Origin of the sequence: Streptomyces sp. NPDC016309 (genome assembly GCF_043077235.1) — a bacterium.
Lineage (GTDB): Bacteria > Actinomycetota > Actinomycetes > Streptomycetales > Streptomycetaceae > Streptomyces.
In genome coordinates this window covers 396,046-418,976 of sequence record NZ_JBIBSG010000008.1, presented here as the reverse complement: position 1 = coordinate 418,976, position 22,931 = coordinate 396,046, and the positions used below count along the sequence as shown (strand labels likewise).

The window sequence follows — 22,931 nt, the reverse complement described above, 5'->3', positions numbered from 1 at the left end:
GGCGTTGATTTTTGGCACGCTGTTGAGTTCTCAAGGAACGGACGCTTCCTTCGTACTCACCCTCTCGGGCTTTCCTCCGGGCGCTTCCCTTCGGTATTTCGTGTTTCCAGTCTAGCAGATCCGTTTTCCGTTTCCGCCACCCGCTGGAGCGGGTTGGTGCCGGAGAGTTCGCTCGCTTTCGCGCTTTCCGTTTCCGGCGGTTCCGACTCTATCAGCGTTTTTCCGACCCCCTGACCACCCCACCGAGCACACAGAGGTGTAGACCAGTGGTGTAGACCAGTTAGGATCCGCTTGAGAGTCGCTGCCGGCCTCCGACTCAGAGTTGCGTCGTGGCCAAGCAGGGGTACGACCCTACCGCCCGTTGGTAGTTGAGGCAAATCGTTGCCGGTAGTCCCTAGGTCCGCCAACCCGGACTTATCGGGCGTAACCCGGACTTCTCATGACATACGCTTCTGATCAGTACGCCGTCCAGGACAGGTAGGGGCGGCGACACACATCTCCACCCCCTGGGAGGCTCCCCATGACCACCGTGACGTCGCCGCTCGAGGGCCGCGCCATCGGCCTCGCCGCCGTACCCGACCCGGTCTTCTCCGGGGCGATGGTCGGCCCGGGTACGGCCATCGATCCCGTGCGCGAGGCTTCGGCGGCCGTGGCTCCCGTGGACGGCATCGTGGTGTCCCTGCACCCGCACGCCTTCGTCGTCGTCGACGGCGAAGGGCATGGTGTGCTCACGCACCTGGGCATCGACACCGTGCAGCTCAATGGCGAGGGTTTCGAGCTGCTGGTGAACAAGGGGGACACCGTGACGCGCGGCCAGGCCGTCGTGCGCTGGAACCCCGCGGCCGTCGAGGCGGCCGGCAAGTCGCCGATCTGCCCGATCGTGGCCCTGGAAGCCACCGCCGACTCCCTGAGCGAGGTCATCGAGGACGGCGGCGTCAAGGCCGGCGACGCCCTCTTCTCCTGGCGGTGACGTCACTGCCGTCGTGCCGGCGGCACCGGGGCGGGACATTCAACGTGGCGGTCCGGCCGCCACTCGATCGGAGACAGGTGTAATGGAGACAACGCTGCGGGGCGTCGGAGTGAGCCACGGGGTGGCGATCGGCGAGGTCCGCCACATGGGCACGGCGGTCCTGGAGCCGCCGGCCAAGCAGATCCCGGCCGAGGAGGCGGAGCGCGAACAGGGGCGTGCCCGTCAGGCCGTCGAGGCCGTGGCGGCCGATCTGATCGCGCGGGGCAACCTGGCCGGCGGTGAGGCGCAGGCGGTGCTCGAAGCGCAGGCCATGATGGCGCAGGACCCCGAGCTGATGGCCGACGTCGAGCGTCGTATCGCCGTGGGGAGCACGGCCGAGCGGGCCGTGTACGACGCGTTCGCCGCCTACCGGGCGCTGCTGGCCGGTGCCGGGGAGTACCTGGCGGGGCGGGTGGCGGACCTGGACGACGTGCGGAACCGGATCGTGGCCCGGCTGCTGGGCGTGCCGATGCCGGGTGTGCCGGACAGCGACGAGCCGTACGTGCTGATCGCGCGGGACCTCGCGCCGGCCGACACCGCGCTGCTGGACCCGACGCTGGTGCTCGGCTTCGTGACCGAGGAGGGCGGGCCGACCAGCCACAGCGCCATCCTGGCGCGGGCGCTCGGTGTGCCGGCCGTGGTGGCGCTGCCGGGGGCCGGTGAACTGGCCGAGGGCACCGTGATCGCGGTGGACGGCAGCACCGGCGAGATCTTCGTGGAGCCGAGCGCGGAGAAGCGGGCGGAGCTGGAGGAGGCGGCGGCCGCGCGCAAGGCGGCGCTGTCGGCGGCGACCGGTCCGGGGGCGACGTCGGACGGCCACAAGGTGCCGCTGCTGGCGAACGTGGGCGGGCCGGCCGATGTGCCGGCCGCGGTGGAGGCGGGGGCCGAGGGCGTCGGTCTGTTCCGTACCGAGTTCCTGTTCCTGGACGACAGCGAGCGGGCGCCGTCGGAGGCCAAGCAGATCGAGGCGTACCGCAAGGTGCTGGAGGCCTTCCCGGAGGGCCGGGTGGTCGTGCGGGTGCTGGACGCGGGTGCGGACAAGCCGCTGGACTTCCTGACGCCCGCCGACGAGCCGAACCCGGCGCTGGGCGTGCGGGGTCTGCGGACGCTGCTGGACCACCCGGAGGTGCTGCGGACGCAGCTTTCGGCGCTGTCGAAGGCGGCCGAGGGCCTTCCGGTGTACCTGGAGGTCATGGCGCCGATGGTGGCCGACCGGGCGGACGCGAAGGCGTTCGCGGACGCGTGCCGTCAGGCGGGGCTGCGGGCGAAGTTCGGTGCCATGGTGGAGATCCCGTCGGCGGCGCTTCGGGCGCGGTCGATCCTCCAGGAGGTGGAGTTCCTGTCGCTGGGGACGAACGACCTGGCGCAGTACACCTTCGCCGCGGACCGGCAGGTGGGTGCGGTGTCGCGGTTGCAGGACCCGTGGCAGCCGGCGCTGCTGGACCTGGTGGCGCTGGCCGCGGAGGCGGCCCGGGCCGAGGGCAAGAGCTGCGGCGTGTGCGGTGAGGCGGCGTCCGATCCGCTGCTCGCCTGTGTGCTGACGGGGCTGGGCGTCACTTCCTTGTCGATGGGTGCGGCATCGATCCCGTACGTCCGGGCGACGCTGGCCAAGCACACGCTGGCGCAGTGCGAGCGGGCGGCGGCGGCCGCTCGGGCGACGGATTCGGCCGAGGAGGCGCGGCTGGCCGCGCAGGCGGTGCTGTCCGGGGAGTAGGCCGGTCGGGGCCGGTTCGCCGGTTCGTGTGGAGGGGCTTTCCCGCCGTGTGGCGGGGAAGCCCCTTCTCCTTTGGTCCGGCGGTCAGTGGTGGCCGGGCCAGGGGTCGTCGGTGGTGATGTCGAATCCTGCGTGGTACGCGACGCCGGGTTCGGGTGGCAGGGGATCTCCGGTGTCGGCGTCGGTGCAGTAGGCGTTGAACACCTCGGCGGCGGTGAGGGGGACGAGGTGTCCCCGGTCGAGGCGCCAGCCGTGGACGTGGTCCGGGGTGTCGGGGGCGGTGGTGCGGAGGACGAGGCCGCCGGGGCGTTCGAGGGCGATCCCGGCGGCGAGGACGGTGACGAACTCGGCTCCTTCGGTGGGGTCGAGTCGGGCGGGGCCGGTGCTGGGCCGTTCGGTGTGGAGGACGGCGAGGAGGTGTTCGTCGGCGGGGACGCTGCAGACGAGGTGGTGGGTGCCGGGTCCGGCCGCTTCGAGGAGCCGGGTCAGGAGGTGGGAGGCCCGGTCGAAGGCGGTGCGGCCGATGTCCTGGCCGCAGTCGGCGCACGCTCCCAGGTCGGTCAGGAGCATGGTGGCGTACTCCCAGGTGGCCTGCCTGACCGCGCGCTGGACGAGGAGCGGGACGAGGCGGTCGACGGGTTGTCCGGTGTAGGGGACGCGGGCGCCGGTGGTGCCGATCTCGGCGGTGTAGCGGCTGCGGCCGGCGGGGGTGTCGGGGTCGAGTCCGGTCTCGGCGCAGTAGTCGGCGTAGTCCTCGGGGTCGAAGAGGGCGACGGTGGTGTGTCCCCCGTGGGTGGCGAGGGTGCGGAGGAGCTTGTCGACCTGGCGGAGGTAGGTGTCGTGGTCGTCGAAGGGGAAGGTGCGGTAGCGGCGCATGGCCGCGAAATCGATCGGGTCGGCGAGGAGACCGACGGTGCTCGCTGCTTCCCGGCGGAGTGCGCGTCGCATGGTCGTGGTGGTGCTGGTGCGTGCCATGGTTCCCCCTTGTCTATCGGTTCTCACTCACCGTAATCGGGGGCACTGACAGTGGGGCCTCGGGGAGGCGGTGGCGGACCAGGCGGTGCTGGGCGAGGCAGGTGGCGGCGAAGCCGGCTCCGAGCAGGGGCCAGGCGAGGGGGCCGGCGGCGATGACGGCGGTGACCAGGAGGGGGCCGGCGCTGCGCTGGGTGGAGGCGGCGAGTCCGTGGACGCCGAGGTAGGCGCCCTGGGCGTCGGTGGGGGCGAGGACGACGGACAGTTCCCAGGAGGCGGTGGCGTGGACCATCTCGGCGAAGGTGAGGGCGACGGCGGCGACGGTGAGGGCGGTGACCGTGGTCCAGCCGTGGCCGGCGGCGGAGGCGGCCAGGGCGAGGCAGCCGGTGGTGAAGAGGAGGGCGAGCGGGAGCAGCAGGGTGCGGGCGGCGGCCGCGGTGGCGCCGAAGCGGGCGAGGGGGACTTGGAAGAGGACGACGAGGACGGAGTTGAGGACCAGGAGGAGGGGTGCGAGGCCGGCGGGTGCGTCGGTGGCGTGGACGATCCACAGGGGCATGCCGACCTGGAGGATCGCGTCGTCGAGGAAGAGGGCGGCTTCGGTGGCGGTGAAGAGCAGGAAGGTGCGGTCGCGCCAGGGGTTGGAGGGTGGGGCGGGTGGGGTGGGGGTGGCGTGGGGGCCGGAGCGGGTGGCGATGCGGGAGGGGGACGGCGGTTCGGCGCAGCGGAGGGTGAGGGCGGCGATGAGGGCGTAGGAGAGGGCGTTGGCGATGAGGAGGGTCTGGTAGGCGGTGGTGGTCGCGACGGCGAGGGCGGCGGCCGCGCCGAGGCCGCCGAAGGCCCAGCCGAGGTTGGAGACGGTGCGGTTGAGGGCTTGGTAGCGGACGCGGTGGGGGCCGGCGATGCGGGCGGCGTAGAGCTTGGTGAGGACGTTGGAGGCGCGGTCCGGGAGGGCGCCGATGGCGGAGTAGAGCAGGAGGAGTGCGTAGGTGTGGGTGGTGAGAAGGGTGAGCAGGGCGAGGGCGCGGAGGAGTTGGGCGCCGACGAGGACGCGGGTGACGGGGAAGCGGTCGGCGAGGCGTCCGGCGAGGGGGGCTCCGGCGATGCCGATGGCGCCGGAGAGGCCGATGAGGAGGCCGACGCGGGCGACGGACATGCCGGTGACGTGGGTGAAGTAGAGCGGGAGGGCGGTGGTCCAGAGCCCGGTGCCGATCTTGTCGATGAATGAGACGAGCAGCATGCGGCGGCCGTCGCGGCCTCCTGGTATGCGCTCTGCGCGTGCGGTCGGGCGCTTGTGCGGGTCCACCGTCTCCCCCTTGACGAGACTTATGTATTGATACATAGTTCAGTACGTGGCAGCACAATATTCGATCACTGGGTCCACGGCCAGGGGAATCGCAGCTTCCGTGGAGCGGGCGGTGGCGGAGGGGGCGCTGGGGCCCGGGGTGGCACTGCCTCCGGTGCGGAGGCTGGCGGACGAGCTGGCCGTCAGTCCCGGCACGGTGGCGACGGCGTACAGGGAGCTGCGGCAGCGCGGGATCGTGGTGACCAGGGGCCGCGGCGGGACGGTGGTGGCGCAGACGCCGGCGGTCGGTTCACGGCGGCCGCCGAGGGTGCCGGCGGGCCTGCGCGACCTGGCGGGCGGGCACCCCGACCCGGCGTTCCTGCCCGTCCTGCGTCCGCCGTCCCCCGTGCCGCCGGTGCCCGGCTCGCACCGGGCGGCACCGAGGCTGGCGTCGCTGGAGGCGCTGGCCCGCGAGTGGTTCGCGCGGGACGGGGTGCCGGCGGAGCGGGTGACGTTCGCGCACGGCGCGCTCGACTGTGTGGGGCGGCTGCTGTCGACGGAGCTGAAGCCGGGTGACTCGGTGGCCGTGGAGGACCCGGGCTTCCACCATCTGCTGGACCTGGTACCGGCGTTGGGGCTGCGGATGGTGCCGGTGGCGGTGGACGACCGGGGCATGCTCCCCGAGGCGCTGGGGGCCGCTCTGCGAGCGGGCGTCCGGGCGGTGGTGTGCAGCCCCCGCGGCCAGAACCCCATGGGGGGCTGCTTCTCCCGGGAACGGCGGGACGCGCTGGCGGACGTCCTGAGCGCTTTCCCGGAGGTGCTGGTCGTCGAGGACGACCACAACGCGGACGTGTCGGGTGCGCCGTCGTACTCACTGGCGGCTGCCGGGCTGCCCCGGTGGGCCCATGTGCGGACGGTGTCCAAGCACCTGGGGATCGATCTGCGGTGGGCGGCGCTGGCGTGCGACGGGACCACGCTCGCCCGGCACGACGGCAGGCTGCTGCTGACGTCCGGGTGGATCAGTCACGTCCTCCAGGAGACCACCGCGCGGCTGCTGGCGGACGAGGACGTGCGGCGGCTCGTCGAGCGGGCCGGGGAGGTGTACACCGAGCGGCGCGAGGCGCTGGTCGCCGGGCTGGCGCGGCACGGCATCGGGGCGCACGGGGCGAGCGGGTTCAACGTGTGGGTGCCGGTGCGGGACGAGTCGGCCGTGGTCAACGGGCTGCGGTCGTGCGGCTGGTGGGTCGCCGCGGGCGCCCGGTTCCGCATCGCCGCGGCCACGGGCGTACGGGTCACCACGGCGGAGCTGGAACCGGCCGACGCGGCGCGGCTGGCCTCGGACTTCGCCGCGGTGCTGGGCGGGTCCGAGGCCATGTACGGCGGTTGAGTCAGAGCTGCTCGAAGGGATGGCGGGCGGCGAACTCCGGAGCCGTCATCCCCATCAGCACCAGGTCGTGGTGGCGCCCGGCGAAGAACTCGTGGTCGCGCAGCCGTCCCTCCTCGGTGAAGCCGAGCGCCCGGTGCAGGGCGAGCGAGGCGCCGTTGAACGCGTAGACGCCCGCCTCGCACTTGTGGTAGCGCCGCTCGCCGAACATGAAGCGCAGCAGCAGGACCACGGCGTCGGCGGCGTAGCCGCGCCGCTGGTGGTCGCCGCCGATGCCGATGCCGTACCGGAACCGGCCGGTGCGCGGGTCGGCGTCATGGGTGGACAGGGCGCCCACCAGTTCGCCGGTGTCCAGGGCCTCGATGGCGAGCCGGAAGGAGTCGCCCGTGGGCGGCGCGACGGCCTCCTCGGCCGCCCACGCGTGGTACCTCTCGGCGGAGCGCGGCGGGTGGAGGACGTCGACCGCGCGCTGGTGGCCGGTGTGGGCGTCGAACTCCATGAAGCCCTGCCAGTCCTCGGGCTCGATCCCGCGCAGCCGTACGCGCCGACCCGTCCAGAACGAGCTCATCGGGTGCTCTTGGCGCGGGCGCGGCCCAGCTCCTCGTAGAAGCGGAGCAGATCGAGGTTGTCGACGGAGCCGGGGTTGACCGCCTTGGACAGGTCCGTGCCCTGGAGGAGGCGCTTGACCGGGACCTCGATGCGCTTGCCGGTGAGGGTGTGCGGGACGCCGGGCACCTGGATGATCTCGTCGGGGACGTGGCGCGGGGAGAGCTGGGTGCGGATCGTCCGCTTGATGCGGTCGACGAGGTCGTCGTCCAGGGTGGCGCCCTCGGCGAGGTGGACGAACAGGGGCATCCAGTAGCCGCCGTCGGGCTCCTCCAGGCCGATGACGAGGGACTCGCGGATCTCCGGGAGGCGCTCGACGGCCTCGTAGATATCGGCGCTCCCCATGCGGACGCCCTGACGGTTCAGGGTCGAGTCGGAACGGCCGTGGATGACGACCGACCCGCGGTCGGTGATGGTGATCCAGTCACCGTGACGCCAGACGCCGGGGAACATGTCGAAGTAGCTGTCGTGGTAGCGGCTGCCGTCGGGGTCGTTCCAGAAGTGGACGGGCATGGAGGGCATGGGGCTGGTGACCACCAGCTCCCCCACCTCCTCGACGACCGGCTTGCCCTGCGGGTCCCAGGCCTGGAGGTCGGTGCCCAGGCAGGCGGCCTGGAGCTCGCCGATGTGCACCGGCAGGGTGGGGACCGCGCCGGCGAAGCAGCTGCACACGTCGGTGCCGCCGCTGACGGAGGCGATCCACAGGTCGTCGCGCACCTCGTCGTGCAGCCAGCGGAACCCGTCGGGCGGGAGCGGCGAGCCGGTGGTGGCGACGCACATCACCCGGGACAGGTCGTAGTCGCGGGAGGGGTGGACCCCCGCCTTGCGGCAGGCCATGACGTACGCGGCGGACGTGCCGTACAGGGTGGCGCCGGTGATTTCGGCGATCCGCCACTGGGCGCCTGTGTCCGGGTGGCCGGGGCTGCCGTCGTACACGACGACCGTGGTGCCGGTGAGCAGGCCGGAGACGAGGAAGTTCCACATCATCCAGCCGGTGGAGGTGTACCAGAAGAACCGGTCCTCGGGGCCGAGGTCGCAGTGCAGCCCGAGCTGCTTGACGTGTTCGAGGAGGATGCCGCCCTGGGACTGGACGATCGCCTTGGGCAGGCCGGTCGTGCCGGAGGAGTACAGCACCCACAGGGGGTGGTCGAAGGGCACCTGCTCGAAGACCGGCTCCGTGTCCCCCGCCGTGAGGGCGGACCACTCCAGGGCGCCCTCGGGGGCCTCGGTGCCCAGGAGCGGGATGTGGACGACCGCCCGGAGGGTGGGCAGCTCGCGGCGCAGCTCGGCGACGGTGTCGCGGCGGTCGTGCTCCTTGCCGCCGTACCGGTAGCCGTCGACGGTGAACAGGACGACGGGCTCAACCTGCTGGAAGCGGTCCAGGACGCTGCGGGCGCCGAAGTCGGGGGCGCAGGAGGTCCACACGGCGCCCACGGCGGCGGCGGCGAGGAGGGCGGTGACGGCCTGCGGGATGTTCGGCAGGTAGCCGCTGACGCGGTCGCCGGGGCGTACGCCGAGGGCGCGCAGCTCGGCGGCGAGGGAGCCCACCTGGCGGCGCAGCTCCGCCCAGCCGATCGGCGTCACCTCGTGCGTCTCGTCGACGTACAGGAGGGCGGGCGCGTCGGGCCGGTCGGCGGCGGCGCGCAGCGCGTGCTCGGCGTAGTTGAGCGTGGCGCCGGGGAACCACCGGGCGCCGGGCATGGAGCGGTCGCCGAGGACCCGCTCGTACGGCGTGGAGAAGCGGATGTCGAACCACTCGGCCACCGCCTGCCAGAAGGCGTCGAGGTGGTCGACCGACCAGCGGTGCAGTGCGGGGTAACCGCCGTCCGCGGGTGCGCCGTGCCGTTGGGCCGCCCAGGCCTGGAAACGGGTGACCGCGGCCGTGTCGACGCGGTCCTGGTCGGGCTTCCAGAGCGGCTCGGGCTGGGCGTGCTCTGTGGTCATGGGGCTGCTCCCTGGCTGTACGTCCCTGTACGCGGGTCATGCGTGGGTCCCGCGCACGTGCGGGGGTGTGCGCGTGACGCGGCTGAGCAGGACGATGCCATGTGATCGTTGTTCGCACCAGGGCTCACCACCCATGGCCGGCGGGATGAACATGTGCTCCCGCCACGGGTGAACGCAGGTTGAACGGGCCGCGCGGCCCCGGGGCCGGGTGGCAGGGTGATCGTCATGGACGGTCGTGATCTGGTGCGCTCGGTGAGGATCTTCGGCACGGTACGGGGGCTGCGGGCGATGCGGTCCGCGTGGCGGCAGCGGCGTACGGACGCCCGGGGGCTGCCGCCGGCGGGACCGGAGCGCGCCCGGGTCCCGGGGCCCGTGGAGGGTGTGGAGCCGATGCCGGGCGGGGGGACCGTGCGGTTCGCCCGCTCGTCGGTGCGGGTGTGCGTCTTCGTCGGCGGGACGGTGTTCTGGGGCTGGGACGGGGCGGAACCGCTGCCGTCGTACGCGCTGGCGGGCCGGCCGCCGGAGCCCGATCCGCGGGCGGAACTGGAGCCCGACAAGGGCGGCGGCTGGCGGGTGGTGTCGGAGCGGGTGACGGTGGCGGTGTCGCGCAACGGCGCCGTGGAGGTCCGCACACCGGGCGGGGTGGTGCTGCGCCGGGACCTGCCTCCCCGGTGGTGGGAGCCGGTCTCCGGGGGCCCCTCGCGGTGGGTGCAGCGCTCGGAGGTGCCCGCGGACGCGCGGTTCTTCGGGCTGGGCGGGCGGGCGTCGGGGCCGCGGCTGCGCAGCGGGACGTACCGGCTGTGGAACACGGACCCGCGCGGGAGCTTCGCGCCCGGTGACGACCCGCTGTACATCACCATGCCGGTGCAACTGGTGGTGTCGGACGCGGGCACGCACCTGGCGTTCCACGACAACTCCTGGGACGGCCAGGTCTCCTTGCGGGAGGGCGAGGAGGGGGCCGGCTCGGGGCACGACCGGCCGGGCGCGAGCGAGGTGCGGATGAGCGGCGGGCCGCTGCGCTGCTGGGTGGTCGTCGGCACCCCCGCGCGCGTGCTGCACGGCTGGACGGTGCTGACGGGCGCCCCCGCGTTGCCGCCGTCCTGGGCGCTGGGGCCGCAGCACGCCCGGTGGGGCTTCGGCAGTGCGGAGGAGGTGCGGCGGGTGGTGGGCGGTTACCGGGAGCGGGACCTGCCGCTGTCGGTGCTGCACCTGGACATCGACCACTACGACCGGCACCAGGTCTTCACGGTGGACGAGGAGCGGTTCCCCGACCTGCCCGGGCTCGCGCGGGAGCTGCGCGAAGAGGGCGTGCGGCTGGTGTCGATCGTCGACCCGGGGGTCAGTGCGGAGCGCGGGAACCCGGTCTACGAGAGCGGCCGCGCGGTCGGGCCCTCGGGGGCGTTCGTCAGGGACGGGAGGGGTGCCGAGGTGCGGGGCGTGGTGTGGCCGGGCGACTGCGTCTATCCGGACTTCACGGATCCGGCGGTCCGGGACTGGTGGGGCGGCCTGTACGAGGAACGGCTGGCGCGGGGCTTCTCCGGGGTGTGGCACGACATGAACGAGCCCGTCTCCTTCACGCCGTTCGGTGACATGACGCTGCCGCGCTCGGCCCGGCACGTCCTGGAGGGCCGGGGCGGCGACCACCGGGAGGCCCACAACCTGTACGGGCTGGCGATGGCGCGGGCGGGCTACGAGGGGCTGCGGCGGCTGCGCCCGGACGAGCGGCCCTTCCTGTTCTCCCGCTCCGGGTGGGCGGGGATGCAGCGGTACGGCGGGACGTGGTCGGGCGACGTGTCCACGGGGTGGCCGGGGCTGCGGGCGTCGCTGTCGCTGGTGCTGGGCCTGGGGCTGTGCGGGGTGCCGTACTCGGGCCCCGACGTCGGCGGGTTCGACGGGAGTCCGACGCCCGAGCTGTTCCTGCGGTGGTTCCAGCTCGGTGCCTGGCTGCCGCTGTTCCGCACCCACGCGGCGATCGACGCGGGGCGGCGCGAGCCGTGGGAGTTCGGCCCGAAGGTGCTGGAGCACGCCCGGGAGGCGCTGGCCGAACGGGAGCGGCTGCGGCCCTACTTCGTGACCCTGGCGCACTTGGCGCGCCTCACCGGTGCCCCCTACGTGCGGCCGGTGTGGTGGGGCTCCCCGGAGGACCGGGCGCTGCGGGACTGCGAGGACGCGTTCCTGCTGGGCGACGCGCTGCTGGTGGCGCCGGTGTTCGCGCGCGGCACGGACCGGCGGGCGGTACGGCTGCCGCGCGGCCGCTGGTACGACACGGCCACGGAGCGGGCGTACGAGGGGCCCGGGCAGGTGCTGGTGGACGCGCCGCTGTCGCGCGTTCCGGTGCTCGCCCGCGCGGGCGCGGTGATCCCGGTGCGGGACGGGGACGGGGCGGACGCGCTGGAGGTGTGGGCCCCGGCCGTGGGGCGCACCGGTGGCGGGCTGGTGGTGCGGGACGCCGGCGACGGGTGGGCGGGGGCGGAGATCGAGCGGTACCGGTCGCGGGTGGTGGACGGGCGGGTCGTGGTGGAGCGGGTGACTGACGACGGGGCGGTGGAGGTCGAACGGGGCGTGCGGATCCGGGGGGTGGGGGCGGGGTCGGGGTGAGGGGGGTGGAGTGTGGGGCGGGTGGTGCGTGGGGGTCGCGGGTGGGGACGGGGCCTGCCGTGCGTAGGGGTCAGCCGGGGTAGCGGCCCGCGAACCAGTTGGCGACCGCTGCCGTGTGGAGGGGGAAGGCCAGTTCCGCCGGGGCGTGCAGGAGGTGGTGGCCGGTCGTCTCGTCGGTGGGCACGGAGGGCGGGAGGGCGGCGGCCGGGCGTTCGGGCAGCAGGCCGAAGAGCAGCAGGTGGCCGGCGGGCGAGCTCATGGCGTCGGCGAGGGTCACGTCACCCGCCGGCGCCTCGATCCCCGTCTCCTCCCTCAGCTCCCGCACCACCGCTTCCCGCCAGTCCTCGGCGTGGTCGATGAAGCCGCCGGGCAGGGCGGTGCCGCCGCGCCGGGGTTCGATGGCGCGGGTGATGACGACGAGCCCGGTGCCGCGCGCGTCGGTCGCGGGCAGCAGGGCCACGGCGACGGGCAGCGGGTTGCGATAGGCGACGTCGCCGCAGTGCGCGCAGGCGCGGGGCCAGCCGGCGCCCGCCGCGTAGGGGGCGCCGCAACCGGTGCAGTGGGAGTCCTTCACGGAGAGGGACTGTACCCATCCCGCCGGGCCTGATAGACGGGGCGCATGACACGACGTGCTTCCTCGCTGCCCGTTGTCCGTGCCCTTGTCCCCGCCCTGCTGACGGCCGCCGCCGCGCTGGCCCTGGTGTCGACGGCGGGCGCGCCCACCGCCCGGGCCACCCCCGAGCCCAAGGCCCCGGAGGAGTTCGTGGCCCTGCGGTCCGTCGACCCGACGATCATCCAGGAGATGCGCTACACCACGGAACACAACTTCGTGGGCGAGCCGGTGGACGGCTACCGGCAGCCGGTGTGCATCCTGACCCGTCCCGCCGCCGAGGCGTTGCACCGGGCCCAGCTACGGCTGCTGCGACAGGGCCACTCGCTGAAGGTCTACGACTGCTACCGGCCGCAGCGGGCGGTGGACCACTTCGTGCGGTGGGCCAAGGACCTCCAGGACGAGCGGATGAAAGCGGAGTTCTATCCGCTCGTCGCGAAGTCCCGGCTGTTCGCGGACGGATACATCGCCGAGAACTCCGGGCACAGCAGGGGGTCCACGGTGGACCTGACGATCGTGAAGCTGCCCGCCGTGCCGACCCGCCCCTATGTGCCGGGCGAGCGGCTGGTCCCTTGTCACGCCCCACGGGAGGAGCGCTTCCCCGACAACTCCATCGACATGGGGACGGGTTTCGACTGCTTCGACACGCTGTCCCACACGGACGACCCGCGCGTCCAGGGGGCGCAGCGGGCGAACCGGCAGCTACTGAAGGGGACGCTCGGCACGGAGGGGTTCGCCAACCTCCCGGAGGAGTGGTGGCACTTCACGTACAAGCCGGAACCGTTCCCCGCCACCTACTTCGACTTCCCCGTGTCACTGCGGTCCGTGGCCGGGCACCCTGCCACGGCCCGGCGTGCGGAGACTGGGCGGCCTGTACCCCTGTCCATGGGGGTACGGGCCAGCGGGGTCGTCAGGTGGTGACCGGCTCGCGGGTGCGGGCGGCGAGGGTCATGGCGTGCTCGACGACGGCGACCAGGACCGCCTTGACCGACTCCCGGTCGCGCGCGTCGCACATCATCAGCGGCACCTCGGGGTCGAGGTCGAGTGCCGCCCGTACCGACTCGGCCGGGAAGCGGGCCGAGCCCTCGAAGCAGTTGACGGCCACCGCGAACGGGATGCCCCGGCGCTCGAAGTAGTCGATCGCCGCGAAGCTGTCCTCCAGGCGGCGGGTGTCGCACAGCACCACCGCCCCCAGGGCGCCCTGCGCGAGCTCGTCCCACAGGAACCAGAAGCGGTCCTGCCCCGGCGTGCCGAAGAGGTACAGCACCAGGTCCTCGCGGAGCGTGATGCGCCCGAAGTCCATGGCCACCGTGGTGGTGGACTTGGACTCCACGCCGTGCAGGTCGTCGACCGGCCGGCCCGCCTCGGTGAGGGTCTCCTCGGTGCGCAGCGGCCGGATCTCGCTGACCGCGCCCACCAGTGTCGTCTTGCCCACCCCGAATCCGCCGGCGACCAGCATCTTCAGTGTCACCGGCTCGACCGGTCGCTTCTTGCGGCCGGTGCTAGAGCGCCCGAAGGCCATTGATCACCTCACGGAGGATGCTGACGTCCGGCAGTTCGGCCGGCGGGACGGGACGGGTTACGTGGACGAGTTCGTCCTCGACGAGGTCGCCGACCAGGACGCGGACCACCCCGACGGGGAGGTCCAGCCCGGAGGCCAGCTCGGCGATCGACCGGGGGAGGTCGCTGCACCGCTCCACGATCTCCACGTGTTCCGGTGACAGCGTCTGGTCACGGCCGGGGTCGTCGGCCGCGGGCTCGGGGACGACCACCGCGATCAGGTCGAGGCGGTGGCGGGTGGCGCTGCTGGTACGGCCGCGTGTCATCGCGTACGGGCGGACCACCGGGCCCGCGTCGTCGTCGAACCAGTGGTGCGGCTCATGGCGGTCCCGGACCCGTGTCCGGCTGTGCCGCCCTCCTGCGTCACTCATCGCATCCCCCTCACCCTCCGGCGTGCAGTCCGGTCCGAGGTGCCGTCGCGAGGTGGGCCCCGACCCGCTTGACCATGAGCGTCATCTCGTACGCGACGAGACCGACGTCCGAATCGGCGTCCGCCAGCACGGCGAGGCAGCTCCCGTCACCCGCGGCCGTGACGAACAGGAAGGCCTCCTCCAGCTCGACGACGGTCTGGCGGACGCGACCGGCGTCGAAGTGCCGGCCGACGCCCTTGGCGAGGCTGTGGAACCCGGAGGCCACCGCCGCCATGTGCTCGCTGTCCTCGCGGCTGAGGTCCTTGGAGGACCCGGTGGCGAGGCCGTCGCTGGAGAGCACCAGTGCCTTGCGGATGGAACCCACCCGGTCGACCAGTTCGTCGAGGAGCCAGTTCAGCTCGCCGGTCGAGCCGGTTGAGTTGGGTGCTGCGGCGTTCGGTGCGGTCATCGACCGTCCCCCTCCGGTGTCGTTCCTGGTGCTGGTGCTGGTCCGTCGTGGCCGGCGGGCGGGGTGCTCTCGGCGTTGTGCCTGCGTCCCCGCTGCCAGCCCCGCTGCATCGCGGCCATGCGGCTGCGTACTTCTTCCGCCTCGCGCTCGGCGTCGCGCTCGGTGTCCGTGGCCCTGTCCGGGGCCGTGCCCCCGTCCGCGTACGCGCCCGGGTCGTCCGGGGCGGCCCGTCCGGCCGTCCGCCGCAGTTGCGGGGCGAGGCTCGCCTGGCGTACGCGGCGGGGAAGGCCGCGCAGCAGGAGGGTCGCGTCGTCGGCGGGCGGGGGCGCGGCGGGCTCGGGCGCGGTGGGCCCGGGCGCGGTGGGCCCGGCGGGTGCCGCGGGCTCCTCCGGCGCGGGATGCGTACGGCCGCCCTCGTCCAGGCGCCGGCCGCGGTGGGCGACGAGCGTCGGGGGCTTGCGGCGCGGCAGCGGTACGGGGCCGCCGGACGGGCGCTCATGGGTGCGGTCGGCGGCCTGCTGGTGCTGCTCGGGCTCCGCGCGGTGGCCGGACACGGGACGCAGCGGGGGCCGGGCGCGGAAGAGGCCGCCGCGCTCGCTCTCGCTCTCCTCCAGGTCGCCGAGCCGTTCATCGAGGGTCCCGAGGTCGGCGAGCCGGTCGTCGAGGCCGAGCGCGCCGACGGGTGCCTCCAGTTCGACCGGACCGTCGAGTACGGACGGCCCGGTGGCGGCCGACAGGCCGGAGGGCACCTTGGACAGGGCCGCGCGCCGGCGCGGGGCGTCCTTGCCGCCCTTGCGGTCGAGCCGGAATCCGGCGCCTTGCGTCTCGGGCGCGTCGGTGAGCAGCGCGGCCGGGATGAACACGACCGCCGTGGTGCCCCCGTACGGGGAGGGCTGGAGCGAGACGCGGACGTTCTGGCGCTGGGCTAGGCGGCTGACCACGAACAGGCCGAGCCGGTCGGTGTCGGAGAGCTCGAACTCGGGGGTCTCCGCGAGGCGCAGGTTCGCGTCGAGCAGGGCTTCGGGTGCCATGCCGAGGCCCCGGTCGTCGATCTCCAGGGTGAAGCCGTTGGCGACCCGCTCGCCGTGGACGTGCACGGCGGTGTGCGGCGGGGAGAACACGGTGGCGTTCTCGAGGAGTTCGGCGATGAGGTGGGTCAGGTCGGCGACCGCGGGCCCGCCGACGCCGATGCGCGGCAGCCGCCGCACCTCGACGCGCTCGTAGTCCTCGACCTCGGCGACCGCGGCCCGTACGACGTCCATCAACTGCACCGGCTTGCGCCACTGCCTCGAGGGCGCGGCGCCGGAGAGGATGACCAGGCCTTCCGCGTGGCGGCGCATACGCGTGGTGAGATGGTCCAGGCGGAACAGGTCGGCGAGTTCCTCGGTGTCCTCGGTGCGCCGCTCCATGGTGTCCAGGAGGGTGAGCTGGCGGTGGAGGAGGACCTGGTTGCGGCGGGCGAGGTTGACGAAGACCTCGGACACGCCGCGGCGCATGTCGGCCTGCTTGACGGCGGCTTCGACGGCGGCCCGCTGGAGGGTGTTGAGGGCCTGGCCGACCTGGCCGACCTCGTCCTTCTCGTACTCCAGGTGGGGCACTTCCGTCTCGACGTCGACGTGCTCCCCGGCGGCGAGGCGGCGCATCACGCTGGGCAGCCGTACGCCGGAGACCTCCTGGGCCTCCTTGCGCAGGCGCCGCAGGTCGCGCACGAGCGCGCGCCCGATGCGTACGGAGACGACGATCGACACGAGGACGGCGAGGAAGCCGAGCACACCGGCCACGCCCGCCTTGAACAGGACGCTGTGGGCGACGGGTTCGACGCGGTCCTGGTAGCGGTTGCCGGCCTCGGTGTTCTCCCGGGCGAGGCCTTCGAGGACCGGATTGGCCAGTTCCTGCCATCTGGCGGCGTCGATGGTGCGGGGCTCGTCGGTGGCGCCGGCGGCGAGGAGCGCGTCCTCCGCGTCGCGGAGGGGCTCGGTGCGGGGGCTGCGCCAGTAGGACTGGAAGACATGGCGTTCGGAGCCGGGCATGAGCTCCAGGTTGACCTCGTAGAGCAGTTCCCGGTGGGCGACGAGGTCGGAGATGGCGCGAACCTCCTGGGCGGTGAGCCGCTTGCTGATGAGGGAGGAGACCGTCAGGGCGTCCTCGCGCGACAGCATCTCCCGGGCGCGGACGACGCCGACCAGGGCGCGGCCCTCCTTGTCCATCTCCACGTTGTCGAGCGCGTGGAGGTTGCTGAGGAAGCTGTAGCAGGGGTCGACGAGGCGGTTGTAGAACTCCAGTGCCTGGACGCGGCCGACGGCGCGGCTCTCCACGGAGCGGCGCAGCGCGGTGAGGTCGTCGAAGCCCGCGGTGAGGGAGCGGAGCCGGCGGGCCGCCTGGGCGCTGAGGGCGTCGAGGACGCCCGGGTCCTTGGCGTTCTCCCGGATCCTGGCGACGGCCCGGTCCGTGGCCACGCGGTCGCGGCGCAGCACGGGGAGGGCCTCGGCGGCGCGGGGGTCGGCCAGGTAGATCAGCGTCTGGCGGCGTTCCTGCTGGATGACGTGGATGGTCTCCTCGAGCGGGTGCCCCACCCGTTCGACGATGTAGCCGACGTCCAGGAGCTGACCGGCCTCCCGGCCCGTGATGAGGGTTGCGAACCCCCACAGGCCGGTGAGGGACAGGAGCGGCACGAGGAGCAACGCCACGATCTTCCTGCGGATCGACTTCCCGCGAAAGCGCATGGCCTCCCCCACTCGCACCCGCCTGGTCGTCCGGCGTGGGTGTACACATCAACACATCAACAAACGGCGCGAGCCTACTACTGCACCACGGACAACTCGAAGGGACGTCCGGGCGATTTTCAGCCGCAGCCGGACGCGCAGATCGTGAGTTGTCCTGCTATTCGCCACGGTGACCCATGGGGTGTGTCGGAGGACACCTGGCGGAGCGTCATTTCCGATTCGATGGGGGATGGCTGGAATTGCATGTTCCGAGGGAATCTTCACCGCCGGCCGTTCGTCCTCCTGTGCGGGGAGGCGAGAAACCTCGGCGTAAAGCGGCCGAAGAGGGGCAGCCACCTTTGAGACGGTCGGTCGTGGGGAGTGGCGGTTCGGATGGAGACGGCAGCGCGGCGCGAACTGTGGGTGGAAGAGCCGGTGGGGAGGCCCAGGCTGCCGGACGCGGTGCGTTCGGCGGCGGTGCGTGCCGTGCTCGTCGTCGCGCTGACGCTGATACAGGCGATGGTGGCGTTCTTCTGCACGGTCACCACGTCCTGGCTGGCCTTCCCGATGGTGCTGAGCAGTGTCGCCAGTACGGTGATCGCGACCTGGGCCGTGCTGGACGTGTGGGTGACCCGGCAGGTGTGGAACCAGCGGCACGGTGTGGTGTCGACCCCCAGCAGTACGGCGCGGAGGCTGCGCCGTGAGCGGCGCCGGGCCCGGCGCGCCGCCCGCGCGGAGGCCCGGGCGACGGCGCGCATACGGGGGCGGCGGGGCGCGGGCGACAACCGGCTGTCGAGGGCGTGACCGCCCGGCCGGCCCGTACGGTGACGGGCCGGCCGGTTGACGCCGGGCCGGTGACGGGCCGCCGGGCCGGTGACGGGCCGCCGGGCCGGTGACGGGCCGCCGGGCCGGTGACGGGCCGGTCGGTGGCCTCCGGGTCAGTCGGTGGTCGCCGGCACCGGGTCCGGGGTGCGCTTGTACATGCGGGTGGCGGTGATCTCCCCGTGCACGACCGTCTCCCCCTCGGCCGGGGGCTGCGGCAGGCCGGGGCGGAGGTGCTCCTCCACGCTGATGTACTTCAGGCCCGCCCGTAGGTCCGCGTCGTTGCGCAGCCGGATGACCAGCGGGAACTCGGCCAGCGCGGTGGTGTCGAAGAGGCCCGTGGTGTAGAGAAGCTGAACACCGAGCGCGTCCGACACCGCCCGCTGGAGCTCCAGCAGGTACGTGGCGTTGGCGCGGCCGATCGGGTTGTCGAGGAACAGCGTGCCGGCGTGCCGGTGCTTGTCGCGGCCCCGGTCGTTGCTGCGCAGGGCGGCCATCGTGCAGTAGAGGGCGATGGCGGCGGTGAGGAGCTGGCCGCCGGAGAAGACGTCGCCCATCTGTCCGACCGGGACCCGCTCGGCGCGCAGCACCGCGTCCGGCTTGAGGATCTCCACGGCCACGCCCCTGGGTTCGAGGGCGGCCTGGACACCGCGCAGCAGCAGGGACATGCCGTCCCGGCGCAGGTCGGAGTTCTTCCTGACGGCCGCGCGGGTCGCCTCGTCGATGACCTCGCCGAGCCGGTCGACGAGCGTGGCCTGGTCGGGCTCCTCGAAGCGGATGCGGAGGAACTCCTGGCCCGACCACTCCCCCAGGCCCTCGGGGAGCCGGGAGAGGCGCTGCGCCGAGCGGAGCGTGGCCAGGGCGGACTCCACCAGGCCGCGCAGCCGGTCGACGATCGACTCGCGGTTGCGCTCCAGTTGCGCCAGCTCGTCGGTGAGGACGCGCAGCCGGGGCGCGAAGGCGTCGGCCCACTTGGCGGCGTGCTCGGGCAGGGCCGAGGCGGGCAGTTCGCGGATCTGCTGGCGGGCGGGGGTGCGGACCTGCTCGTAGCGGGTGGAGTTGGCGTGCCGTACGAGGATGTCGGACGCCTCCCGTACGGCCGCGTCGGCGGCGGACAGGTCGGCCGCGCAGCCACGCAGGGAGCGCCGGGCCTCGGCGGCGGACCGGCGCGCCTCCTCCAGGCTGCCCGGGTAGGGCTCCGGCGTCTCCTGGTCCTCGTCGGGGTGCTCCCTGAGCAGGTCGCGGAGGAGGGCGGCCGTCTCGTCGAAGCCGCCGGCCGCGTCCTCGGCGGCCCGGTGGGCCTGGAGGAGCCGGGCGTGGGTGGCCCGGGCGGTCTCCAGGGCGTCGGTGTGGGTGGCGAGTTCGGTGGTGGCGGTGCGGAGGAGGGACTGGGCGTGGTCGGCGTCGGCGGGCACCAGCTCCCCGGGCAGCTCGGTGTGCGCCTCGCCGTCCTCCGGGGCCAGACGCTCGGCCTCGCCGCGGAGCCTGCCGAGCTTCTCACTGGCCTCGGAGGCCCGGGTCTCCAGCATCTGCACCAGGGACTCGGCGCGAGCGGCGGCGGCCTGGCGGGAGGGGCCGTCGGCGCCGTCCGGGCTCTCCAGGAGCTGGGCGGCGCGGGTGCGGACCTTGTTGGTGAGCCGGTCCAGTTCGGCGAGGGCGGCGCTCTCGTCGCTCTCGGCCCGGGCCTGCTCGGCGCGCAGGTCGGCGCCGACGCCGACCTTCTCGTAGAGCTGGGAGGCGGCGCGGTAGGCCTCGCGGAGGGCGGCGAGCGGTACGCGCGGGGCGTCGGCGTCCTGCGCGGGCAGGGTCTCGGGGGCGCCGGCGATCTCGGCCCGCTCGGCGCGCAGGGCGCGGGCGGTGCGGTGGGCGTCGTCGGCGGCGCGCTGGGCGGCGCGGCGGTCCTCGTCGGCGGCGCGGGCCCGCTCCAGGCAGGTCTGGGCGCGGGCCTCGTACTCGGCGGTCTCGTCGGCCAGTTCGCGCAGCCGCGCCTGCCAGCCGGCCCGCTCGCGCAGCCGGAACGCCAGTCCCGCGAGGGCGTCGGCGACCCGGCGGGCCCGCTGGGCGGCTTCCTGCCGTTCGTCGCGGACCCGGGCGGTGTCGGCCGCCGCCTCGTCGGCCTCGGCCCGTGCCGTACGGGCTTCGGCGAGCGCCACCTCGGCGGCCTCGGCGGCCGCGCGGGCGGTGGTGGCGGCCTCCGCCAGCTCGGTGAGCATGCCGGGCGGGCAGTCGGCGCGCCAGGAGCCGATGCGGGCGGCGAGCGAGCGGTCGCCGGTGAGGCGGGCGGCGAGGGTGCGGATCTCCTCGTCGCGGGCGGTGGCACGGGCGCGCAGCGCCTGGCGCTCCTCGTCCGCGGCGTGCTCGTCGTGCATGGCCGGGTTGGGCGGGACGAGGAAGACGTCGGTGTCCGCGCCGGTCTGTCCGGGGACGGGGGCGAGGAGGGCGGCGGCGGTGCCGACGGCCACGGCGGAGCGCGGCAGCAGCGCGGCGCCGGCCAGGGCTTCGCGGGCCCGGGCGTACGAGACCGGGTCGGTGATCACCACGCCGTCGACCAGCTCGGGCCGGGCGGCGAGCACGGCGGCGTGGTCGGCGGGGTCGACGGCCTGGGCGAGGTAGCGCCAGCCGGGCAGGGCGGGGATGCCCTGTTCGCCGAGGTACTCGACGGTGGCGAGGACGTCGGGGCCGGGCGGCAGGAGCCCGCCGTCGCCGAGGGCGCCGAGGATGCGGGAGTCGTCGGCGGCGGCGGTGCGCAGTTCGAACAGCTTGCGTTCGGCGGAGGCGATGCCCTGGTCGAGCAGCTCGCGGAGGTCGTCCGCGTACCGGTCGAACTCCTCGACGGTGAGGGGGCCTTGGGCCGTGCGCGCGGGTGCGGGCGTCCCGCCGTGACCGCCGGGGTGGCCGTCGTCGTCCCCGGCGCCCGGGCCGGTGTCCGTGCCCTGGCGGGGGCCCGGGACGGCGGCCCTGGGACCGGCCGGGCCGGTGCCGGGCGGTTCGGCGGCGGACGGGCCGGTGGCCGACGGCAGGCTCAGCAGCTCGGCGAGGCGTTCCTCGGCGGCGATGGCCTCGGCGGCGCGGCGCTCGGCCTGGTGGGCGTGGTCGGCCGCCTGGGCGGCGTCGGCGGCGCGGGCGGCGGCCAGTTCGGCGCGGGACTCGGCGGCGGCCGCCTCGCGGGCCCGGTCGGCCGCCGCGCGGGCGGCGTCGCGGGCCGTGTCCCAGGCGGCGACGGTGGTCTTCTCGGCGTCGCTGGCGGCGAGCGCGGCGCGGGCCGGGTCGGCGTCGGGGGCGGTGTCGTCGAGCCAGCCGGCGCGTACCGCTTCGGCCGTCTCCTGCTCCACCTCGGCGAGGCGCTGGCGCAGGTGGCCCGCTTCGCTGCGGGCGCGCTGGGCCTCGGTGGCGGCGGCGGTGGCGTCGCGGTGGGCGGTTTCCCCGGCCTCCTGAAGGGCGGCGGAGCGCTCCTCCTCCTCGGCCGCCTGCCGTTCCCCCTCCTCGGCGGCGGTGTGCAGGGCGCGTACGAGGTCGGCGGCGGCCTTGGCGCGGGCGGCGAGCGCGGGGGCGGCGTCGCGCTCGGCCTCGCGGATGGCGGCGGCCACGCGCGCGGAGCGGTCGGCGGCGGCGCGGTGCCTGAGGACCGCCTCGGCGGCCTGCCAGGCGGCGTGCAGGGTGCGGGCGTCCATCAGCTCGCGCCGCTGGGCGGCGGCGCCCTTCTCGGCGGCGGTGAGGGCCAGGGAGGCGTGGCGGTAGGCCAGCTCGGCGGCGATCAGGGAGCTGCGGGCGCGGGCGTCCTCCGTCTCGGTGACGGTGTGGGCGGCGGCGGTGACCTGCCGGGCCAGCTCGGCGGCGCGGCCGCGTTCCTGAGCGGCGCGGGCGGAGAGGCGGTGGGCGAGCGTGCGGGTGCGGCGCTCGGCCCCGGCGTGGACGTCGCGGGCACGCGCGCGGGTGCCGGCCGCTTCGACGATCCGTCCCAGGAGGTCGACGGACCCGGCGGTGAAGTCCCGTTCGGCGGTGAGCTCGGCGCGGCGGCCCAGCTTGTTGCCGAAACCGCTGACCAGGTCGGCGAGGCCGTCCGTGTCGCGGGTGTCGGTGACCGCGCGCAGCAGGAGGTCGGTGAAGTCGGAGTCCTTCTTGACCGCGAAGAGGCCGGCGGCCTCGCCCTCGTCCGCGTTCATCTCGCGCTGGTAGCGGAACAGTTCGGGGTCCAGGCCGAGGTCGCCGAGGTGTTCGTTCCAGCGGTCGTGGATCTCCTCCCAGTACACCTCCAGGTGCGGGTACGCCTTGCCGGCTTCGGTCAGGGCGTCGCGGAAGCCCTTCATCGTGCGGCGGCGGCCCTGCGCGCCGGAGATGCCCTCGGCGGGCGGGCGTACGGAGGTGGCTTCCGCGACCGGGAGGGAGTCGAGGCCGAGACCGGGTCCGGGGCGGAAGGAGTACCAGGCCTCGGCGAACTTGCGCGGGTCGTTGGAGACCTGGCGGCCGCGCCACTCGCTGACCTTGCCGACCACGACGAGCTCGCCGGTGAGGGTGTGCTGCCATTCGAGGGCCACGTGGCCGCAGTCGTCGGCGAGCAGGAACTTGCGCAGGACGCCGGAGCTGGCGCCGCCGAGGGTGTTGCGGTGGCCGGGCAGCATCACCGAGAAGATCAGCTTGAGCAGGACGGACTTGCCGCCGCCGTTCTCCAGGAAGAGCACGCCCGCGGGCGCGGGGCGGCGCGGCGGGCCGACCGGTTCGTCCTCGAAGAACTCCGCCTGGGTGGGGGCGGGGTTGGGCACGGGCGCGCCCACTCCGCGCAGGTCCAGCACGGTGTCGGCGTACCGCGCACCGGCCGGCCCGATGGAGTAGAGGCGGACCCGGGACAACTCGTACATGTCGGCGGACTCTCAGTCGTTACTGTCGTGGTGCGCGTGTCAGGTGGGCGTGT

17 protein-coding genes are annotated in these 22,931 nt (G+C 74.1%); 7 read left to right on the top strand and 10 right to left on the bottom strand.

Annotated elements, in window-relative coordinates; all coding sequences use genetic code 11:
• The 3 genes from ACF068_RS22525 to ptsP form a co-directional block, all read left to right on the top strand.
• Nucleotides 1–234, top strand: a 234-nt coding sequence (locus ACF068_RS22525) for a hypothetical protein (RefSeq protein ID WP_392276047.1), incomplete at its 5' end; no start/stop codon positions are given.
• Between the two features lie 286 nt (nucleotides 235–520).
• Nucleotides 521–970 carry a PTS glucose transporter subunit IIA gene (locus tag ACF068_RS22520; RefSeq protein WP_392276046.1) on the top strand — a complete coding sequence of 150 codons (450 nt, stop codon included), beginning with the start codon at nucleotides 521–523 and terminating at the stop codon, nucleotides 968–970.
• 82 nt (nucleotides 971–1,052) lie between these two features.
• Complete coding sequence (gene ptsP / locus ACF068_RS22515; protein ID WP_392276045.1) at nucleotides 1,053–2,723, top strand: phosphoenolpyruvate--protein phosphotransferase; 1,671 nt, start codon at nucleotides 1,053–1,055, stop codon at nucleotides 2,721–2,723.
• Nucleotides 2,724–2,807: 84 nt separating this feature from the next.
• Here ptsP and ACF068_RS22510 read toward each other — a convergent pair whose 3' ends face one another.
• Nucleotides 2,808–3,698 (bottom strand): hypothetical protein, encoded by an 891-nt coding sequence (locus ACF068_RS22510; protein ID WP_392276044.1) that lies wholly within the window; start codon nucleotides 3,696–3,698, stop codon nucleotides 2,808–2,810.
• 13 nt (nucleotides 3,699–3,711) lie between these two features.
• Complete coding sequence (locus ACF068_RS22505; RefSeq protein WP_392276043.1) at nucleotides 3,712–4,932, bottom strand: MFS transporter; 1,221 nt, start codon at nucleotides 4,930–4,932, stop codon at nucleotides 3,712–3,714.
• A gap of 112 nt (nucleotides 4,933–5,044) precedes the next feature.
• On the opposite strand from ACF068_RS22505, the gene ACF068_RS22500 reads away from it, so the two are divergent.
• Entirely contained in the window at nucleotides 5,045–6,364 is a 1,320-nt protein-coding gene (locus tag ACF068_RS22500; RefSeq protein WP_392276042.1) for an aminotransferase class I/II-fold pyridoxal phosphate-dependent enzyme, read from the top strand.
• Nucleotide 6,365: 1 nt separating this feature from the next.
• On the opposite strand, the gene ACF068_RS22495 is transcribed toward ACF068_RS22500, so the two are convergent.
• Together ACF068_RS22495 and ACF068_RS22490 are read right to left on the bottom strand one after the other, a co-directional pair.
• Entirely contained in the window at nucleotides 6,366–6,929 is a 564-nt protein-coding gene (locus ACF068_RS22495) for a GNAT family N-acetyltransferase (RefSeq protein WP_392276041.1), read from the bottom strand.
• Entirely contained in the window at nucleotides 6,926–8,911 is a 1,986-nt protein-coding gene (locus ACF068_RS22490; protein ID WP_392276040.1) for an acetoacetate--CoA ligase, read from the bottom strand. The genes ACF068_RS22495 and ACF068_RS22490 overlap by 4 nt, the downstream gene beginning before the upstream one ends.
• A gap of 225 nt (nucleotides 8,912–9,136) precedes the next feature.
• Here ACF068_RS22490 and ACF068_RS22485 point away from each other — a divergent pair, with 225 nt between their 5' ends.
• On the top strand, nucleotides 9,137–11,509 hold the full coding sequence (locus tag ACF068_RS22485) for a glycoside hydrolase family 31 protein (RefSeq protein ID WP_392276039.1): 2,373 nt from the start codon (nucleotides 9,137–9,139) through the stop codon (nucleotides 11,507–11,509).
• Between the two features lie 70 nt (nucleotides 11,510–11,579).
• On the opposite strand, the gene ACF068_RS22480 is transcribed toward ACF068_RS22485, so the two are convergent.
• Nucleotides 11,580–12,083, bottom strand: coding sequence for an NUDIX domain-containing protein (locus ACF068_RS22480; protein WP_392276038.1), 504 nt, complete (start codon nucleotides 12,081–12,083; stop codon nucleotides 11,580–11,582).
• 45 nt (nucleotides 12,084–12,128) lie between these two features.
• Between ACF068_RS22480 and ACF068_RS22475 the strand changes: the two genes are divergently transcribed.
• The gene (locus tag ACF068_RS22475) at nucleotides 12,129–13,040 is read left to right on the top strand and encodes a M15 family metallopeptidase (RefSeq protein WP_392276037.1); all 912 of its coding nucleotides are present in this window, start codon (nucleotides 12,129–12,131) and stop codon (nucleotides 13,038–13,040) included.
• Here ACF068_RS22475 and ACF068_RS22470 read toward each other — a convergent pair.
• Genes ACF068_RS22470 through ACF068_RS22455 form a run of 4 tightly spaced genes read right to left on the bottom strand, consistent with a single transcriptional unit; the run spans nucleotide 13,030 to nucleotide 17,221 of the window.
• Nucleotides 13,030–13,641: an ATP/GTP-binding protein gene (locus tag ACF068_RS22470; protein ID WP_392276036.1), complete on the bottom strand. Its 612-nt coding sequence runs from the start codon at nucleotides 13,639–13,641 to the stop codon at nucleotides 13,030–13,032. The two genes, ACF068_RS22475 and ACF068_RS22470, sit on opposite strands and share 11 nt — an antisense overlap.
• Nucleotides 13,622–14,050 (bottom strand): DUF742 domain-containing protein, encoded by a 429-nt coding sequence (locus ACF068_RS22465; protein WP_392276035.1) that lies wholly within the window; start codon nucleotides 14,048–14,050, stop codon nucleotides 13,622–13,624. Before ACF068_RS22465 ends, ACF068_RS22470 begins: the two co-directional genes overlap by 20 nt.
• A 10-nt stretch (nucleotides 14,051–14,060) precedes the next feature.
• Nucleotides 14,061–14,498: a roadblock/LC7 domain-containing protein gene (locus ACF068_RS22460; protein WP_392276034.1), complete on the bottom strand. Its 438-nt coding sequence runs from the start codon at nucleotides 14,496–14,498 to the stop codon at nucleotides 14,061–14,063.
• Nucleotides 14,495–17,221, bottom strand: a complete 2,727-nt coding sequence (locus ACF068_RS22455) for a nitrate- and nitrite sensing domain-containing protein (RefSeq protein ID WP_392276033.1) — start codon at nucleotides 17,219–17,221, stop codon at nucleotides 14,495–14,497. The genes ACF068_RS22460 and ACF068_RS22455 overlap by 4 nt, the downstream gene beginning before the upstream one ends.
• A gap of 372 nt (nucleotides 17,222–17,593) precedes the next feature.
• On the opposite strand from ACF068_RS22455, the gene ACF068_RS22450 reads away from it, so the two are divergent.
• On the top strand, nucleotides 17,594–18,004 hold the full coding sequence (locus tag ACF068_RS22450; RefSeq protein ID WP_392276032.1) for a hypothetical protein: 411 nt from the start codon (nucleotides 17,594–17,596) through the stop codon (nucleotides 18,002–18,004).
• Nucleotides 18,005–18,138: 134 nt separating this feature from the next.
• On the opposite strand, the gene ACF068_RS22445 is transcribed toward ACF068_RS22450, so the two are convergent.
• The gene (locus ACF068_RS22445; RefSeq protein ID WP_392276031.1) at nucleotides 18,139–22,878 is read right to left on the bottom strand and encodes a hypothetical protein; all 4,740 of its coding nucleotides are present in this window, start codon (nucleotides 22,876–22,878) and stop codon (nucleotides 18,139–18,141) included.
• Nucleotides 22,879–22,931 lie beyond the last annotated feature (53 nt).

Bases quoted from the DNA above. Each gene is read 5' to 3' on its own strand.
- ACF068_RS22520 (WP_392276046.1), top strand. From the start codon at position 521: ATGACCACCGTGACGTCGCCGCTCGAGGGCCGCGCCATCGGCCTCGCC.
- ptsP (WP_392276045.1), top strand. From the start codon at position 1,053: ATGGAGACAACGCTGCGGGGCGTCGGAGTGAGCCACGGGGTGGCGATC.
- ACF068_RS22510 (WP_392276044.1), bottom strand. From the start codon at position 3,698: ATGGCACGCACCAGCACCACCACGACCATGCGACGCGCACTCCGCCGG.
- ACF068_RS22505 (WP_392276043.1), bottom strand. From the start codon at position 4,932: ATGCTGCTCGTCTCATTCATCGACAAGATCGGCACCGGGCTCTGGACC.
- ACF068_RS22495 (WP_392276041.1), bottom strand. From the start codon at position 6,929: ATGAGCTCGTTCTGGACGGGTCGGCGCGTACGGCTGCGCGGGATCGAG.
- ACF068_RS22490 (WP_392276040.1), bottom strand. From the start codon at position 8,911: ATGACCACAGAGCACGCCCAGCCCGAGCCGCTCTGGAAGCCCGACCAG.
- ACF068_RS22485 (WP_392276039.1), top strand. From the start codon at position 9,137: ATGGACGGTCGTGATCTGGTGCGCTCGGTGAGGATCTTCGGCACGGTA.
- ACF068_RS22475 (WP_392276037.1), top strand. From the start codon at position 12,129: ATGACACGACGTGCTTCCTCGCTGCCCGTTGTCCGTGCCCTTGTCCCC.
- ACF068_RS22470 (WP_392276036.1), bottom strand. From the start codon at position 13,641: ATGGCCTTCGGGCGCTCTAGCACCGGCCGCAAGAAGCGACCGGTCGAG.
- ACF068_RS22465 (WP_392276035.1), bottom strand. From the start codon at position 14,050: ATGAGTGACGCAGGAGGGCGGCACAGCCGGACACGGGTCCGGGACCGC.
- ACF068_RS22460 (WP_392276034.1), bottom strand. From the start codon at position 14,498: ATGACCGCACCGAACGCCGCAGCACCCAACTCAACCGGCTCGACCGGC.
- ACF068_RS22455 (WP_392276033.1), bottom strand. From the start codon at position 17,221: ATGCGCTTTCGCGGGAAGTCGATCCGCAGGAAGATCGTGGCGTTGCTC.
- ACF068_RS22450 (WP_392276032.1), top strand. From the start codon at position 17,594: ATGGAGACGGCAGCGCGGCGCGAACTGTGGGTGGAAGAGCCGGTGGGG.
- ACF068_RS22445 (WP_392276031.1), bottom strand. From the start codon at position 22,878: ATGTACGAGTTGTCCCGGGTCCGCCTCTACTCCATCGGGCCGGCCGGT.